At 60.6% G+C, this 16,810-nt stretch carries 13 protein-coding genes; 7 read left to right on the top strand and 6 right to left on the bottom strand.

The features are described 5' to 3' along the window. Positions 1-26 precede the first annotated feature (26 nt). A complete protein-coding gene (locus JQ863_RS04360; RefSeq protein ID WP_204113098.1) occupies positions 27-3,551 on the bottom strand; it encodes a translocation/assembly module TamB domain-containing protein in 3,525 nt (1,174 codons plus the stop codon). After that, entirely contained in the window at positions 3,551-5,296 is a 1,746-nt protein-coding gene (locus JQ863_RS04365) for an autotransporter assembly complex protein TamA (protein WP_204113099.1), read from the bottom strand. Before JQ863_RS04365 ends, JQ863_RS04360 begins: the two co-directional genes overlap by 1 nt. A 383-nt stretch (positions 5,297-5,679) precedes the next feature. On the opposite strand from JQ863_RS04365, the gene JQ863_RS04370 reads away from it, so the two are divergent. The 7 genes from JQ863_RS04370 (at position 5,680) to JQ863_RS04400 (ending at position 13,194) form a co-directional block, all read left to right on the top strand. Next, a complete protein-coding gene (locus tag JQ863_RS04370; protein WP_204113100.1) occupies positions 5,680-6,537 on the top strand; it encodes an FAD binding domain-containing protein in 858 nt (285 codons plus the stop codon). Positions 6,538-6,541: 4 nt separating this feature from the next. Beyond that, on the top strand, positions 6,542-7,021 hold the full coding sequence (locus JQ863_RS04375; RefSeq protein WP_204113101.1) for a (2Fe-2S)-binding protein: 480 nt from the start codon (positions 6,542-6,544) through the stop codon (positions 7,019-7,021). Beyond that, on the top strand, positions 7,021-9,321 hold the full coding sequence (locus JQ863_RS04380; RefSeq protein WP_204113102.1) for a xanthine dehydrogenase family protein molybdopterin-binding subunit: 2,301 nt from the start codon (positions 7,021-7,023) through the stop codon (positions 9,319-9,321). The genes JQ863_RS04375 and JQ863_RS04380 overlap by 1 nt, the downstream gene beginning before the upstream one ends. Next, a complete protein-coding gene (locus JQ863_RS04385; protein WP_204113103.1) occupies positions 9,314-9,559 on the top strand; it encodes a MoaD/ThiS family protein in 246 nt (81 codons plus the stop codon). Before JQ863_RS04380 ends, JQ863_RS04385 begins: the two co-directional genes overlap by 8 nt. Positions 9,560-9,753: 194 nt before the next feature. Continuing rightward, positions 9,754-11,160 carry a patatin-like phospholipase family protein gene (locus JQ863_RS04390; protein ID WP_204113104.1) on the top strand — a complete coding sequence of 469 codons (1,407 nt, stop codon included), beginning with the start codon at positions 9,754-9,756 and terminating at the stop codon, positions 11,158-11,160. A gap of 154 nt (positions 11,161-11,314) precedes the next feature. Beyond that, a complete protein-coding gene (locus JQ863_RS04395; protein ID WP_204113105.1) occupies positions 11,315-12,544 on the top strand; it encodes an MFS transporter in 1,230 nt (409 codons plus the stop codon). Positions 12,545-12,588: 44 nt separating this feature from the next. Continuing rightward, positions 12,589-13,194 carry an NYN domain-containing protein gene (locus tag JQ863_RS04400; protein ID WP_204113106.1) on the top strand — a complete coding sequence of 202 codons (606 nt, stop codon included), beginning with the start codon at positions 12,589-12,591 and terminating at the stop codon, positions 13,192-13,194. A gap of 109 nt (positions 13,195-13,303) precedes the next feature. Here the strand turns inward: JQ863_RS04400 and JQ863_RS04405 are convergent, their stop codons facing one another. The 4 genes from JQ863_RS04405 to rplS form a co-directional block, all read right to left on the bottom strand. Then, positions 13,304-14,167: a hypothetical protein gene (locus JQ863_RS04405; protein ID WP_204113107.1), complete on the bottom strand. Its 864-nt coding sequence runs from the start codon at positions 14,165-14,167 to the stop codon at positions 13,304-13,306. A gap of 310 nt (positions 14,168-14,477) precedes the next feature. After that, a complete protein-coding gene (locus JQ863_RS04410; RefSeq protein WP_204113108.1) occupies positions 14,478-15,752 on the bottom strand; it encodes a serine hydrolase domain-containing protein in 1,275 nt (424 codons plus the stop codon). Positions 15,753-15,952: 200 nt separating this feature from the next. Then, positions 15,953-16,174 carry a 50S ribosomal protein L31 gene (rpmE, locus tag JQ863_RS04415; protein WP_204113109.1) on the bottom strand — a complete coding sequence of 74 codons (222 nt, stop codon included), beginning with the start codon at positions 16,172-16,174 and terminating at the stop codon, positions 15,953-15,955. Between the two features lie 11 nt (positions 16,175-16,185). Further along, positions 16,186-16,560, bottom strand: coding sequence for a 50S ribosomal protein L19 (gene rplS, locus JQ863_RS04420; protein WP_204113110.1), 375 nt, complete (start codon positions 16,558-16,560; stop codon positions 16,186-16,188). Positions 16,561-16,810: the final 250 nt, after the last annotated feature.

A 16,810-nucleotide genomic window follows, 5' to 3' on the forward strand; every position in this document is an offset into this window, starting at 1 on the left:
AACGAAAAAGGACCGTATCGGTGCGTTCAATAGTCTTTCTGGAAGTAGATCCCGATCCCGGTCTGGGTCTTGTTCCCTTCACGGCTGTCAGTACCGTAGTGCCCCTTTAGCTTGATCTGGTTGGTCACGTCATAATTCAGGTTGATGGTCGAGTCGCCGCGACTGTCGATCTCGACATTGGTGTAAAGCCGGTCGTTAATGTACTTGCCCAGCCGCAGGCCGGTTTCACCGTCGCTGTCAGTTGTGATGTCGATGTCGTCAATCCCCGTCGACTGGCGCAGGCGTTGCATGAAGCCGCCGCCGCCCCGCCCCGACAGCGTCGCCGCGGTTGAGGCAAGTTGCGCCGCCTGAACCGCCGAAATCTCCGTCAGGTCGCGGCCAAACAGGATCAGGGCTAGGACCTCGTCCTGCGGGCGCGAGGGTTCGCTTTCGAAGCGGAACACGGGCTCTGTAGCGGGGCCTTCCAGGATGATACGCAGCTTGCCTTCGTCGCTGTCCTCTTCGGCCACCATGTAAAGCGTTGGAATGAAGCTGCCCTGCATGGTGACGTCGCCATCGGTAAACTCGAACCGTTTTCCGACCAACCCAAGCCGTCCCCGGATCATCTCGAACCGGCCAGATGGCAGCACGTTGTTGGTGGTGCCGCCCAGCTCAATACGGCCCTTGTACTCGGCATCAACGCCCATGCCGCGCACGAAGATCTGGTTGTTGGCCACGACTGAGAGGTCCAGATCAAAGACCGGCCCGCCACCGCCGCCCGAAGTGCGGGTTTCCTGCACCAGCCCCGCACGTTTTCGGGTCTGCCGGACAGCACCGGACTCGCCGAAATGGGTGATCTCGGGGACATTTGCCGCCGCCGCGCCGCTGGCGGCTTGCAGGTTGATTTCGGTCGGGCCAAGAGCAATGTCGCCGGAAATCGTGCCCCCACCGGTCAGTGGACCACTGACGCGAACCTGGCCGTCAAGGATGGTGTGCAGAATGCGCGTATAGCGGAACACAGCGCCATTCAGCGTCGTTGTCAGGTCGGCGTTGAAAGGTGCGGATGTGTCGACGTTGCCGACCACAGTCAGGCTGCCGCCGTTCGAAAGGTTGGTCGTCAGATCAAGTGCCGCGGATGTGCCATTCAACTGCACGCCCGCATTGATTTCGGTCAGCGCAATTTGCAGCGCGGGAATGGTCAGACGCGCGTTCGAAGCGGTGACTTTTCCCGTCACCGACGAGACCGCAAGTGGGCCGTCCAGCACAAGGTCGAAGGTCACCGGACCGCGCAGCGCGTTTGGCTGCACCCGCCGGTTGGCAACGGCAAGTTCGGCATTGCCTTTGGCTGTCAGGTTCGCCCGAGAGCCATCCGCCGCGACTGTGCCGCTGACCGATGCCTGTGTTCCAAGCGGCCCGGTGGCATCAGCCGTGATGCCATAGCCCTCCGGCAGTTCGGCAATCTCGGCAACCACGGACGAGGGCCCCGCCAGTTCCGGGGCGAGCCATTCCAGCGTCCCGATCCCGGCGGCGATCTGCGCTGCCGCGGGTCCACCCTTGGGCAGATCAAGCTGACCCTCGACATTCAGGTCGCGGGGCCCCTGCGCGTTGGTAGTGAGGGCCCAGCCCTTTGACGTGCCCTGTCCAGTCAGGGTCATCGAGACCGGCCCGTCCATTTTGCTGACGAACCTGCCCATGTCATCAAGGTCGGCTTTAACCTGCAGGGTGCCTGCGTCGTCAGTGACGCTTGCCTGTCCTTCCACGGTCACCGCCCTGGTGTCGATGGCAAGTCGGCGAAGTTCGGTTCCCTCAGTGGTGCGCGCGGCTGACAGGATGACCTTCGATTGGCCTTCCAGCATCGGGTCGACACGTGTGTCCCCGATGCTCAGGTCCGATCCTGTAGCGGTGGCATCAATGTCGAACTCACCTGAAAGGGCGGCATAGGTGGCTTTGACCTCGGCCATGATCCCGCCCCCCAACGGTCGCCCCGCCAATGTCTGAAAACGGCTGATGTCCCGTGTCTGGGCCGTGATGTCGGCGGATAGTTCAATCTGGCTTTCAAGCCCCGAAACCTCAGCCGAACCCGAAACCACGAGGTCATCAGCGCTGAAGGCGAAATCGCGGATTATCAGGGGGGTGTCCTTGACCCAGTTCGCGGCGACAGTGAGCCGTGCAAAGGTGCCCAGGGCCTCGGTCAGGGAGGGGTCGCCGGTTTCCAGCCCGTTTACAACGACCGAGACCTCTCCATCCACGGCTACCGGGGCGTTCCGGCGGATGGTTCCGGTGCCGGAAATCACGGTCTGATCAAGCTTCATCGCATCGCGGGCAAATCCCGCAAGCTCTCCCTGAAGTGACCAGCCTTCGCCTTTGTCCTTGTCGTAACCCAGTACAAGGTCGGCGTGGCGCACAAACATCTTCGGCCCCGCTACCGGCAGGAGGACAAGACTGCCGTCGGGGTCCTTCATCGCCAGATCAAGCGCAAAGCGGTCGGGCATGTTGTTCGCCGCCAGCGCGAGGTTTCCAGTCAGGTTCAGCGAGGCAGATCGCAGGTGCAGTCGCTCGACATCCTTGCGGCCGTCAGGGTGCAGTCTGACTTTGCCGGAAAGCGACAGGTCGGTACCAAAGAAATCGCGATACTCCGGCGCGAACAAAGGCGTCAGGTCGCCCGCGACTGTCAGGTTGATGTCGCGCACGGGTTTCTGAACGACTTCGGTGCCATCCTTGTCAGGGTCATCGGCGGGCGCGTCCTCAAGCACGACTTGCCCGTCGTCCTTCTGGTCAACCACGGTGACGACACCCTGAAGGCGTGGCTCTCCGGCGCTGCTGAGGGCAATTGTCGCGGCGAAATTGCTGAGGGGACCTTCGCCTTGTACCTGAAGGCCGATTGCCGGGGCGCCGGGCAGCTTCATCAGGGTGGCGATGATGCCGTTTTCCGCCTCTTTCGCGTCCAGCCGGGTTTGCAGGATGCCTGTCGCATTGGCGTATGAGACATCCATCAGGATGCGCCCCTCGGGGCCGTCGAGCCGGGTAATGTCCAGCCCCGCGCGCCCTTCGCCTCCGGCCAGTCGCATATCTCCTTCCAAGGAGAGCGTGGCTTCTTGGCCAAGCACCGGCGCACCAAGCGCCACCATCGGTGCCGAAATCGACCCGATATTGATGCTGACGGGAAGCTCCGGCAGAGCAAATTCCGTGGCTTCTGCCGCTGGCGGTTTGCTTTCACTTTGGGGCAGGCGGGTCAGGGTGATTTCTGCGGCTGAAAGGCTCTCGATCTCGATCCGTCCAGCAAGAGTGGCCAGCCGGTCCCAGGTCAGTTCAACATCGGAAAGGGACAGCCAGATGCCATCCGTATCCGCGATTGTCAGGCTGTCCAGCGAAGCAGTCGAACTGAGCGCGCCGCGAAAGCCCTCAATTTCGACGATGCGTCCGTCTCCGCTGAGGGAATCCTGCAAGAAGCTGGTCAGGAAGTCCTTTTCCTCGGCCTGCTCCTGCGCGGTCGCGATGGGTGTCAGGGCAAGGCCACCGGCCACCACAAGCGCGGCAGGCAGGGGAGCGCGGCGAGAATAACTACCAAACATCAGAAAGCCTGCCCGATACCGACATAAACCTGAAGTCCATCCGCACCCGGGCCTGAAACCGGTCCGGCCAGGTCAAGGCGAATGGGTCCGATCCCTGTGTCATAGCGTACCCCGATCCCGGCACCCGACTGCCATGAACCGGACCCGTCATAAAAGCTTTCTGCGCCGACGTATCCAATGTCATAGAACAGAACCGTCGAGATCGTGTTGGTAATGCGGATGCGCGCTTCGCCCTGAAAGCCGACGAATGAACGGCCGCCGCTTTCCGCGGGTCCGGTAAACACTGAGTTCGATTGGTATCCGGTGCCCCGCACGGTGCCGCCTCCGCCGGACAGGAACAGCCAGTTCGGAGGCGTTTCCTGGATAGACGTTCCGACAATGGACCCCAGCTGAACGCGCCCCGCCAAGACCACGCGCGACTCGGTTCCCAGCGGGAAATAGCCGCGGCCATCCGCCGTGATCCGGGCCCCGTTGGCACTTGCCCCAAAACCAAGGAAAGGTGCAACCGTGCCACGCAGGTAGGTGCCCGAGGTCGGGTTGAGATCGTCGTTTCTGCGGTTCCACGTCATCGAGACAGGCAGGATCACGTTGTTCATGGTCCGCTTCCCGAAATCGTCATCCGCCCGCGAGTGCACGAAACCCAGGTCGATCGCACCTTGCAGCGTTTTTGAGAAATAGCGGCGCAGCCCAACCGACGCGGTGGCCTGATCAACAAGATACAGCCGTTCATCCAGACGCCGCAATTCGAGAAGCGCCGACAGATCAGTGTCGGGGTGGAAAGTAGCCGGGCGGCTGAATTCGGTTTTCAGGCGGTAGTCGTTCCCGCTGCCGGTTCCTCCAAGCCCCTTGATCTCACCCTCGATGCGCAACCGTTCAGCGCCACCAAACAGGTTGCGGTGGACCCAGAACCCGTTGAGGGTCAATCCCTCGTCGGATTCCAGTTCAAGGCCAAACCCGATGCGCCGCGGTTTTGCATCGCTGGTTTCCAGAACCATGTCGAGCGTATCGTCGGGATTTGGTGTTGCGGCCTCGGTCAGCGTGGCCACCGAGAATGTGCCGGTGCGTCGCAGCCGCCGCTGGATGCGCTCGACCTCGTCGGGGTGGAACTGCTTGCCTGTCGGCAGGGATACAATCTCGCGCAGGCGGTCCTCGCTTATGCGGCTTGAACCTGTGACAAGAAGAGCCCCGAAGCTCAGGCGCGGGCCGGGGTCCATTTCGACATCGACATCCAGTTCCCGCCGATTGTGATTGGCGGTCACTCGGTCCTGCGCAACGGCGGCCTTGGCGTGACCTTCGTTGCGCCAACCATCACGTGCCGTGCTGACGGCTTTCTGGATGGATGAAAGATGCGCGGTCTGGCCCTTGGCAAACTCTGGTGGCAGGGCAACACCCGGCGAAAGCGGCGCAACTTGTACGGTGCCCAGTTGGAATACCGGTCCTGCCGTGATGTCGAGTGTGACCATGTTGACCGAGCGGATACCAGAACCGGGAGGAATGTCCGCCGCTTCGCGCCCGTCAACCTTGATCTGGATGATCGGGCCATAATGCCCTGCCTCATAGAGAATGCCGATCAGCCGCCCATAGTCAGACTGCGCGGCAGCGATGATGTCGTCGGCGTCGGTGATGTCCGAGCGTCTGGCGTCGTAAACCAGTGACGCGCCCTTGATCCGACGCTCAAGCGCCTCGGCGCCTTCGTCGGTCTGCAATGTGATCTCAAACGCCTGGGCCGAAGTTGAGAATGCCAAAGTCAGCAGAGTGGCCGCCAAAGTCCTCAACGGTCTTGAGAGGGTCCCTTTCCCTGATCGCTTCATCACGTGCCCGCCGCCTCGGGGATAATGCTTTTTTCAATTCTCTGGATGGTAGCGCAAGCCCAAGGCCGTTTCCATGACGCGATTGCCGAATTGTGCTGTTTTTTGCCACAGGTCGGATCGACGTGACCCAAGGCGACTAGATGAATTGGTTTATACCATCTTGCCGTCGAAAGCGTCACAGTGACGTCGCTGGCACGACCCGGCAACGGGCTGGGGATCGCTTGACTCTTGTCCGGCGGGGCGTTCCAACTATTGCCGAATGACCAAGGTCACGAGACATGTCAAAGCCCGACCAACAGGGCGGATCAGGAGAGACCATGAAATACCACAAACCGCAGGATTTCGACGAGGCGTCGCGTCTTGCCGCAGGTGCCAAAGGTGCCACGCGGTTCCTTGCCGGGGGTACCGATGTGTTGGTGCAGATGCGCGCAGACGTTTTCACACCCGATGAAATCATCGACCTGAAGCATATTCCGGGCGTCAAGGACATCACTCGCCGCGCGGATGGCGGCTGGACCATCGGCATTGCAGTGTCTGGCGCCGAGATGAGCGAACATGCCGACCTGCATGCAGAGTGGCCGGGCCTTGTCGAGGCGATGGACCTGATCGGTTCGACCCAGGTGCAGGGCCGGGCCACGCTGGTTGGCAACCTGTGCAACGCCTCGCCCGCGGCTGACAGCGTGCCGGCGATGATCGCCGCCGGGGTGACGGTCACGGTGACCGGGCCGAACGGCAGCCGCGAAGTTGCGGTCGAAGACATTCCGACGGGGCCGGGCAAGACCGCTTTGGCGCGGGGTGAACTGATTTCGGCAGTGAATATTCCTGCGCGCGGCGACCATGGCGGCGATGCCTATGAACGCTTCATTCCGCGCACGGAAATGGACATCGCGGTGGTTGGCGTTGGCATCAACCTGCGTCTTGATGGCGACACTGTGACTGAGGCCCGTGTTGGGCTTGGGGCAGTGGCGCCGACCGCTTTGCTCGTGCAAGAGGCCGCAGACGCGATCATCGGAACCACGCTGGACGACGCCGCGCTGGACAAGCTGGCCGCAGCCACCAGCGCCGCCTGCAAACCGATCAATGACAAGCGCGGCACGGTCGAGTTCCGCACCCATGTCGCGGGCGTTCTGGCCCGCCGGGTGGCGTTGACCGCCTACAAGCGCGCGAAAGGATAAGACGATGAGCAAGATCCATGTAACCACCACCGTCAACGGCGACGAGGTCGAGTTCCTCTGCGACAGCCGCGAAACCCTGCTCGATGTCCTGCGTGACCGCCTGAACCTGACCGGCGCGAAAGAGGGCTGCGGCACCGGCGACTGCGGGGCCTGCTCGGTCGAGGTCGACGGCCGTCTGGTCTGTTCCTGCCTGATGCTGGGGGCCGAGGCCGAAGGCAAGTCGATTGCCACGGTCGAGGGCATCGCCGAGGGTGAAGAACTGCACCCGCTTCAGAAGAAGTTTATCGAGTATGCGGCCCTGCAATGCGGCATCTGTACGCCGGGTATCCTTGTCGCGGCCAAGAACCTTCTGGAACGGAACCCTGACCCGACCGAGACCGAGGTCCGCTATTGGCTGGCGGGCAACCTCTGCCGTTGTACCGGGTATGACAAAATCATTCGCGCCGTGATGGACACGGCCAAAGATATGCGGGAGGCATCGTAATGGCTCTGGACGAATACAAGCCGCAAAAAGGCGGCACCGAATACGATCCCGAGAAGACCGAGTTCACCTTTGTCGGCACCCGTCCAGACCGCCCGGACGGATTGGACAAGGTGACCGGGCGCGCCAAGTTCGGCGCGGACATGTCGGCGCCAGGGATGCTTCATGCCGCCATCGTGCGCAGTCCGCACGCCCATGCGCGCATCGTTAAGATCGACACCTCGAAGGCCGAGGCGATGAAGGGTGTGAAAGCCGTCGTCACCCGTGCAGATTTCGCCGACGACATCCCGTTCAAACCGGGCATGGGTGGCGAGCTTTGGAACGTGCTGGAAAACGTCATGGCGGGCGAGAAGGCGCTTTATGACGGTCATGCCGTGGCTGCCGTTGCCGCGACGTCTGCACTTGAGGCGCGCGATGCTGCCAAGCTGATCGAAGTGGAATACGAAGTCCTGCCGCATGTCACGGATGTCGACAAGGCAATGGCGCCGGATGCTCCCGTGATCCGCGCCGGCACCCGCGACCGGTCGGTTCCCGAAGGGTTCAACGAAAACGTCGTCCGCTATCACGAAAGCGGTCACGGCGACGTCGAAAGCGGTTTTGCCGAGGCCGACCTTGTCATCGAGGACCATTTCAAGACCGAGGCTACGCATCAGGGTTACATCGAGCCGCATGCCTGCCTTGCGATGCTGGGCAACGACGGCAAGGGCGAATTGTGGTGCTGCACCCAAGGTCACTGGAACGTGCAGAAACTTTGCGCCGCGCTGGTCGGAATCGAGCAGAGCCAGCTGCGCGTCACCGCCTCGGAAATCGGTGGTGGCTTCGGTGGCAAGACAGCCGTGTTCATCGAACCCGTTGCACTGGCTCTGTCGCGCAAGGCCAACCGCCCGGTGAAACTGGTCATGTCACGGTCCGAAGTATTCCGCGCGACCGGCCCGACCGCGTCGACCTCGATGGATATCAAGATCGGCATGAAGAAGGACGGCACCATCACCGCCGCCCAAGGCACGTTCCGCCTGCAGGGGGGCGCATTCCCCGGCGCGCCGTGCGAATTCACCGCCATGTGCGCTTTCGCGCCATATGCTTTGGAGAACGTGCATCAGGTTGGCTATGACGTGATGACCAACCGCCCGAAACAGGCGGCTTATCGCGCGCCGGGTTCGCCTATGGCGGCCTTCGCGGTGGAGTCTGTCATTGACGAATTGTGCAAGCAGCTGGACCTGGACCCGATCGAGGTGAGGCTTAAGAACGCATCGAAGGAAGGCACCAAGGCCAGCTATGGCCCGCGCTTCCAGCGTATCGGCCTTGTCGAAACGCTTGAGGCGGCGAAGGCGCATCCACATTACTCGGCCCCGCTGAAACCGGGTCAGGGGCGCGGGATTTCCTGTGGTTTCTGGTTCAACCATGGTGGCGAGACGTCGGTCACGCTGGCCATGTCGGAAGACGGGTCGGCGCAGTTGATGGTTGGTACGCCCGATATCGGCGGCAGCCGTGCGTCGATGGCGCTGATGGCGGCGGAAGAACTGGGTATCCCATACGAAAACATCCGTGTGACCATCGCTGACACCGCATCGCTTGGGTATAACGAGGTCTCTCACGGCAGCCGCGTGACCTATGCCAGCGGTCTGGCAACCATTCAGGCGGCGCGCGACACTGTGCGCAAGCTGAAAAAACGCGCCGCTGACAAATGGGGTATCGATGAGGATGCGGTCTATTGGGAAGACGGATATGCCAAGCCGTCAGGCCCCAATGCGGGTGAGTTCGAGCCGATGCATATCTCGAAAATCTGCGCCAAGATGGGGGCGACCGGTGGTCCGATCGTCGGCCATTACGAGGCCACGCCGGAAGGTGCAGGCGTCAGCTTTGCCACCCATATCGTCGATGCGGAGGTTGATCCCGAAACCGGCAAGACATCCGTTGTGCGCTATACCGTGGTGCAGGATGCGGGCAAGGCCATCCATCCGACCTATGTTGAGGGCCAGTATCAGGGCGGCGCGGCGCAGGGCATCGGCTGGGCGCTGAACGAGGAGTACATCTATGGCGAGGACGGGCGGCTGCAAAACAGCGTCTTCCTGGATTATCGTATTCCCGTCGCTTCGGACCTGCCAATGATCGACACGGTGATCGTCGAAGTGCCGAACCCGGGCCACCCATATGGTGTGCGCGGTGTTGGCGAAACCTCGATCTGCCCGCCGCTGGCCGCGATTGCCAATGCAGTCTCGGCCGCTGCCGGTGCACGCCTGCGCGAACTTCCGATGTCGCCACCGCGCATTCTGGCGGCGCTCGAAAAACAGGCCAATGGTTAAGGTCCATCTCTGGTCCGGCCTGCGCGCCTTTGCGGGCGGGGCTGAGGTGGTCGAGGTCGAGGCCACGACCATTGGCGAAATGCTGGATGCGCTGGTCGCGGCGCATCCGGGTCTGGAAGACGCGATCGAGGCGGGGGTTTCCGTCTCGATCGACGGTCGCATCATCGCTGCGGGATTGACCGAGGCTGTTGCGCCGGAAAACGAGATCTATCTGATGCAACGGTTGAAAGGGGGCTGAACCGCCCCTTTTTGCCGGATTTGATGTGCTTTCGGGCACATCGCGGCGCAACGGCGGCGGATGCAACGCCTCACCCGCCACTGTGGGCTTTGCGCATGCCCGACCTTGTCCTAGACTTGGGTCCAAATTGACTCGGGTTGGATTTGAGGCAGGACGTGATTTCAATCAACAGGTCAGGATTGGCCGCCGCCGCGATGGGGTTTTTTCTGACCGCCTGCGCCGCCGTGAATGAACCGATCAACGCGCCTGGCCAAAGCGCGGATGGCACTGTCAGCATTGCCGGGGCCGGGGCGGGGAATCGCGACGATGTCTTTGTCGGACTTGCCTTCTCGGGCGGAGGCACACGGGCGTCGGCCTTTGCCTATGGCATGCTGGACGAATTGCAGCGCCGCACCGGGAACAGCGCCAACCCCTATGGCGTGCTGACGGATGTGCGGCTGGTTTCCGGGGTTTCGGGCGGGTCGGTCACTGCGGCCTGGTTCGGCTACAAGGGCCCTGCCGGCCTGAAAGGCTATCGCGAGAACTATCTGTTGAAGGATGGCGAGGTCCATATGGCCAATTCCGCCTTCAACCCGGTGACCATCGTCAAGGGGCTGTCAGGTGGCGCCAATGACCGCAACACCTTTGCCCGTTTCCTGGACGAGACCCTGTTCAAAGGCGCGACCTATGGCGATCTGCATCGCAAGTCACGGATCGCGACCTGGATCAACGCCTCTGATGTGGCAAACAACACGCCGTTCCTGTTCTCGCCGGAGACCTTCAATGCACTTTGCAGCGACCTGTCGAAACTGCCGATTTCAGAAGCGGTCGCGGCCTCGGCGGCCTTCCCGCTGGTGTTCTCGCCAATTGTCCTAAAGGCGCATCAGGACTGCAATTATCGCCCCCCCGACTGGTTGGTAGCGGCCAAGAACAACCCCGAGGCGACCTCGGCGATGCGGGCCTATGCCGCGACATTGGAAAGCTATCGCGATCCGTCGCGGGTACAGTATGTGAAACTGCTGGACGGCGGAATTACCGACAATTTCGGGACGACCGGTATGGCAGTGGCGCGGGCCAAGGCACAGACGCCGTATGGGCCGCTTTCGAAGAAAGAGGCCGTGCGAATCCGGCGCATGCTGTTTCTTGTCGCCAATGCAGGGGTCAGCAAGGATTACGGCTGGACGCAGCAGGTCAAGGGGCCGGGTGCAATGGAACTTGCCATGTCCATTGTCAACTCGTCTATGGGATCGGCGACCCGCGTGGGCTATGACGTCATGCGCCTGTCGCTCGACCAGTGGCATGAGGACCTGATCAAGTTCCGCTGCGACCTGTCCATGGACGAAGTTGCCGAATTGCGCGGATCGGTCGAGGGCTGGGATTGCCAGGACATCAAGCTTTTCGTCGGCGAAGTCTCGGCCGATGCACTGGATCCGGCGATGCGCAACAAGCTGAACGAGATCCCGACACGGCTGCGGCTTGAGCCCGAACAGGTGGACACAGCGATCGCTGCTGCCCGCCAATCGCTGGGCCGCAATGCCGAGTTCAACGGCTTTCTTGCCAGCCTGAAAGAGGCGCCGAGCCCGCCTGCAGGCGCGCGGCGGATCACTCCGGTCAGCAACTGATACGCTTCCCTGCAAAGGCCGCGTTGCGGTGCCGCCAACGGTGGGGCGCGGCCTTCGTAGGGTGAGAGGCAGTACTTGTTCCAAGAGCAAAAGCGCCATTTGCGCTTGCCGACAGACGCGCGATTAGCGCAGGGTTGCCCGGCTGGAGTTGCGCATGGACCCTCATTACGAAACCGAAGCGGTTTTGGACAGCCGCTATAGCTGGCTCAGGCTGGGGCTTACCCTGGCCATCGCGGTAGTGGGCAATGTCGGCATGTGGGCGATCATCGTGATCCTGCCAGCGGTGCAGGCAGAGTTCGCCATCGCCCGCGCGGATGCATCGTTGCCTTATACTGCGACGATGGTGGGGTTTGCGCTGGGCAATCTATTGATCGGTCGTGCGGTGGATCGGTTTGGCATCACCCCAGCAATGATCGGCGCGGCGCTGTTGATTTCCGGTGGCTACGGGCTGGCTGCGCTGTCGCCGTCCTTGTGGGTCTTAAGTCTGGTGCAGCTGTTCATCGGATTTGGCACGGCGGCGAGTTTCGGGCCGCTCATCGCCGATATCTCGCTCTGGTTTCTCCGCAGGCGGGGAATTGCGGTGGCGATAGCAGCCAGCGGAAACTATTTGTCGGGGGCAATTTGGCCAATCCTTCTGAGTGGCGTGCTTGCGGATCACGGGTGGCGGACTGTCTATACGGTGTTGGCGGCTGTGACGGTTGTTGTGGTGATCCCGGTCGCGCTGGCGCTGCGACGCCGGGTGCCGCTTGAGGCAACGGAAGCGTCGGACGCGGCTTCGGGGCACCGGGTGCGCGCCACGACATTTTCGCCCCGCGTGCTAATGTGGCTTCTTGGGCTGGCCGGGGTCGGGTGCTGCATGGCCATGTCCATGCCGCAGGTTCACATCGTCGCCTTTTGCGTGGATCTAGGCTATGGCCCGGCGGTCGGGGCCGAGATGCTGTCGTTGATGTTGCTGGGCGGGGTGGTGTCCCGGTTGATCTCGGGACTTGTGGCTGACCGGCTGGGCGGGGTGATGACATTGCTCATCGGGTCGACGCTGCAATGCATCGCGCTTTTCCTCTACTTGCCGTTTGACGGGTTGGTGTCGCTTTATGTCGTCAGCCTTGTGTTCGGGCTTAGCCAGGGGGGAATTGTACCGTCCTATGCCATCATCGTGCGGGAATACATGCCGGCAAGAGAAGCGGGCGCCCGGGTCGGTTTCGTGTTGATAGCGACGATCGTGGGCATGGCTCTGGGAGGCTGGATGTCGGGATGGATCTATGACCTGACCGGCAGCTATCAATGGGCGTTTTTGAATGGGATCGGCTGGAACCTGCTGAATATCGCCATCATGGCGATGATCCTGATGCGTGGGCGTCGGCAAGTCCAGCAGGTCACGAATTGACGGTTTGACTTGATCGACGCCCCGTGCGCTGGCACTCTCTTGCCATGATTGTGCCCGTTATTCTTTTTCTCCTTTCGAGCATTGCTGTTTATTACGGGTTCTTTGTCTCGGGCTGGGAGGACATCCAACTTGTCGGTGGGGCCTCTGCCCTGGCCAGCCTGTTTCTTGTCATCCGCGCGTGGCAGCGCCCCAAGCCAGAGACACGCCCCGGCCGTGACAAGGCAAGATCCAAGACGGGCCGGATCATCGTCGATGGATCAAACGTGATGTATTGGAAGGACAATACGCCAGACTTGTCAGCCGTCCGAGAGGTGGTGAAAGAACTGAAATCACGCGGGCTGACACCGGGGGTGATGTTTGATGCCAATGCCGGGCATCTGATCTTCGGAAAATATGTACACGACCGGGGCTTTGCGCGGCATCTGGGAATGAACGTGAATGAGGTCATGGTCGTCCAGAAGGGCACGCCGGCGGACCCGCTCGTCTTGCAGGCTGCGATCGAAATGGATGGGCGCGTGGTCAGCAATGACCGTTTCAGGGACTGGCATAGCCAATTCCCCGACATAACCCGCCCCGGCTTTCTGATCCGGGGTGGTTATGACAACGGCAGGCTTTGGCTGGATCTGGACGGCACATCCGACGCGCCATAGTGGGCCAAAGGAACGAGAATCCCACTAAACCAAACGGGCATTCGGACGCCCGGTTCGACCCTGCGGCGCCCATTGTTGGTTCTGACCACACATGCCCAACCGGGTATCGTCAGGCGAACTCTATCCCGTCGTCGATCAGGTCTTCCGCGGACTCAGGCTCATCAAGGATGGGATCGTTCAACGCGAGAGAGGCGATCAGCGCGGACGGATCCTCGGCGGCGTCAAGGACACCGTTCTCAATCGCCTCATCATAGGCGGCCAGCACGTCCTCGGCGTTTTCGAAGCCGCCTTCCGGCGCGTCGATGCGGAACAGTTCTATGGGATAGCCCTGCGGACCGAACTCATAGAACACAACGGTTTCCAGTTCGGCAATGTCGCCATAGGGGTCATCTTCAAAGGCAGCAAGGAATGAGTCAAACGTGTCATCTTCGCCCTCACCAAGATCGCCCTCACCGATATACAGGCCATCCGTGATGATCCCGTCCTCGTTGGTCTCGTAGCCAAAGCCGACCTTTTCGAACATGGGTTCCTCGGGGTCTTCCGGGGCGTCGGGTTCTTCGGGATCGTCCGAAACGGCCTTGATCGAGCCGGACTCGGTAGTGGTTGACGTGGCCCGGATGCCGAAGACGTCGATATCGTCAAGGCCGTCGATATCCAGTTCAACTGTCAGCGTATCCCCTTCGCCGACATAGGTTTCTTTGTCCGTGCCCGCACGTCCCAGACCGGGCCGGCTGAGTTCGACGGCTTCATCCCACTGGATGTCCTGCCCGTCCAGACGGGCACCGTTCATATTCAGCGGCCCGCGAAGTGCCGCGCCGCCGCCGGAAAAATCGTCGTCGCCGAAAAAGATCGCGTTTACGTCCATTGCGCCTTCGACGACGGTAATGTCGGCATAAATTGCACCGCTTTCTTCATAGACGGTGACTGTGTAGGAAAGGCCGTCCACCTCATAGGTGAAGATCTTTGATGGCATGTCTGCTTCCTCTGCTCGCAATCGGATAGGATTTGTATGTGCCCCCACACACATACGACCGTCGTGGATTTGGGCAGCCTACGGCAGCAGCGACCAAATATCGCCACCTTTTCGCCACATTTCCTCGTCTCTGGAGAAACACTCTGTTTCCCTTTTTCCGGGCGGCGAAAGGATTCGCAGTCACAAAGAAAAACGCCGCCCAGTTTCCAGAGCGGCGTTCTTGAAAATGCGGTGACCTTGGGAGCCATGCCCCTCGGGGTCTCGATTGAACGCTCAGTTTTTGGCAACAAGCTTGCCGTTGAACCTGCCGCTATTGGTTCGCGGCGGCGTCCAGAAGCGTAGGAACTGCCTCTAGGAATAGGAGCGTGTTCATCCGCTCGGATTCGGTTTGTGGGTACCCACTGTTCATTGCGATCACCGTATCGGTGGCAGGCTCCATCACCAAGGTCTGCCCATGGATTCCGACAAATGCTATGATCTTGTGTCCCTTGATGTTTAGGACGCGGATCTGATCCTTGTACCACCCGTCGGGTGCAAGCGCCGCTTCCTTGCCCGGCGTCCATGCAGCGCGGACGCGGTCGTTCCCCTCGAAGATGGCTGTAATGAACTCTTCGGGCACAACCTGTTCGCCCAGATAATTGCGTCCACCATTCAGAAACACTCTACCAACGCGTGCCAGATCGCGGGTCCGCATGTTCAACCCACCTGATGCCACGGTATTCCCCTCTGCGTCCGCCATCCAGTAGGCTGGGCCTTCGGCGCCGATTCGCGACCAGAGTCGATCGTGCATGTACTCGGCCAGTCCGACACCCGTCACTGCCTCGGTAACTAGGCCGAGGACTTCGGTGTTCGGGTCTTGATACTGGAAATGGGTGCCCGGCTCGAACTTCCGGCTATCAATGGTGACAAGGTAATCGGTGATTCCGTGCAGGCCACTGTCATTGGGGCCATTCCATTCCTGCGATTGAGTGAAACGCGGATCCCAAGACTTGAACGGCGGGGTCTTGATGTTCAGGCCGGAATTCATGTCGGCGACATCCTGAATTGATACGCCTTCAAAGGCTGTTCCTGCAAATGCCGGCAGATAAGTTTGCACCGGTTGGCTCATGTCAAGAAGCCCTTCGCTTGCGGCGATTCCAGCCAGCGTTGCCGTAAAGGATTTCGTGACCGACATGTCCAAATGGGTTGAGGAGGCGGTCATGCCGTTCCAGAAATGCTGGTGAAGAAGGCGGTCACCTTTCAAAATCACCATGGTATGGTTTTTCAATCGATCTCGCAGCAACGTTTCAAGGTTGATCGCGCCATCTGCATCATGCGCTATCAATGACCCAAGATCGATTGATCCGGTTGCGTCTTGCCAAGACTCCGGCGCAAGATTGCTACCTGGTGAAATTTCATAGTGCCTTGTGAACCGGTAGGCATTTGGAAATGTGGTGGCAGCATGTTCACCATTGTCCCAGTTTGCCTGTGAAATCCCGAACGGTTCCACCTGTGCCAGAAAATCTGAATCGACGGGGCGCAGGTCATTTGCAATTGCGGGTTGAGTTAGCGACAAAAGCGCTAGGGCAAGCATGGAAGACTTCATCGAATAGGTCCTTCAAGAAATTTGAAATGCGAGGTTTCTGGCGCGTCTCCAACCCTTCGTGCAATCTAGGCTTGCATCATCGACGGTTAAAGTCTTCATCCAGGTTTTTGTGATCTCAATTGAATTTTCTTGCGAACCAGAACAAAAAACGCCGCTCTGTTTCCAGAGCGGCGTTTTCGTCGAAACGGCGAAAGCGGGTCTTAGAAGCCCAGGCCTTCGTATTTCTTTTTGAATTTCGACACGCGGCCACCGGCGTCCATCAGGCGGGTGTTGCCGCCGGTCCATGCCGGGTGAACGGTGGGGTCGATATCAAGCGACAGCGTGTCGCCTTCCTTGCCCCAGGTCGAACGCATCTTGATGATGGTGCCATCGGTCATCTTGACGTCGATGAAGTGGTAATCGGGATGGGTGTCTTTTTTCATGATACCACTCCTTAGGCTTTTTTGGGCTTGTAGTGGGCGTCTTCCGCGATACGGGCCGATTTACCACGGCGCGAACGCAGATAGTACAGTTTGGCGCGGCGGACGCGGCCACGACGGACAACTTCGATGCTTTCGATGTTGGTCGAGTGCAGCGGGAACACACGCTCCACGCCTTCGCCAAAGGAAATCTTGCGGACGGTGAACGAACCGGCGATGCCTTCGCCGTTTTTGCGGCTGATGCAGACACCTTCATAGTTCTGCACGCGCGAACGCGAGCCTTCGGTCACCTTGTAGCCGACGCGGATGGTGTCACCGGCTTTGAAATCGGGGATGTCTTTCCCCAGGGCGGCAATCTGTTCCGCCTCGATCTGTGCGATCAGGTCCATCGCATTTCTCCTAACTGCTCGTGGTTGATCCACGAAGTTTGTGCCGCCTCAGAGCTCTTGGTCTTCGTCCGGGTCCGCATGTTGCGCCCGCCAGAGATCAGGTCGTCGTTCCTTTTGTTGTCCCGGCGGTCCGAACCGGTGGGTCAGGGCGGAAGAAGGCCCGTTTCCATTCCCCGGCAAAAACGCCAAAACGACCCGAGTCGGGTTACCGATCGGGAACGGGCGGTCTATAGGCCGATCGGCGCGGTCG

Origin of the sequence: Shimia biformata, from assembly GCF_016888515.1 — a bacterium.
In the GTDB taxonomy this organism is placed as follows: domain Bacteria; phylum Pseudomonadota; class Alphaproteobacteria; order Rhodobacterales; family Rhodobacteraceae; genus Shimia_A; species Shimia_A biformata.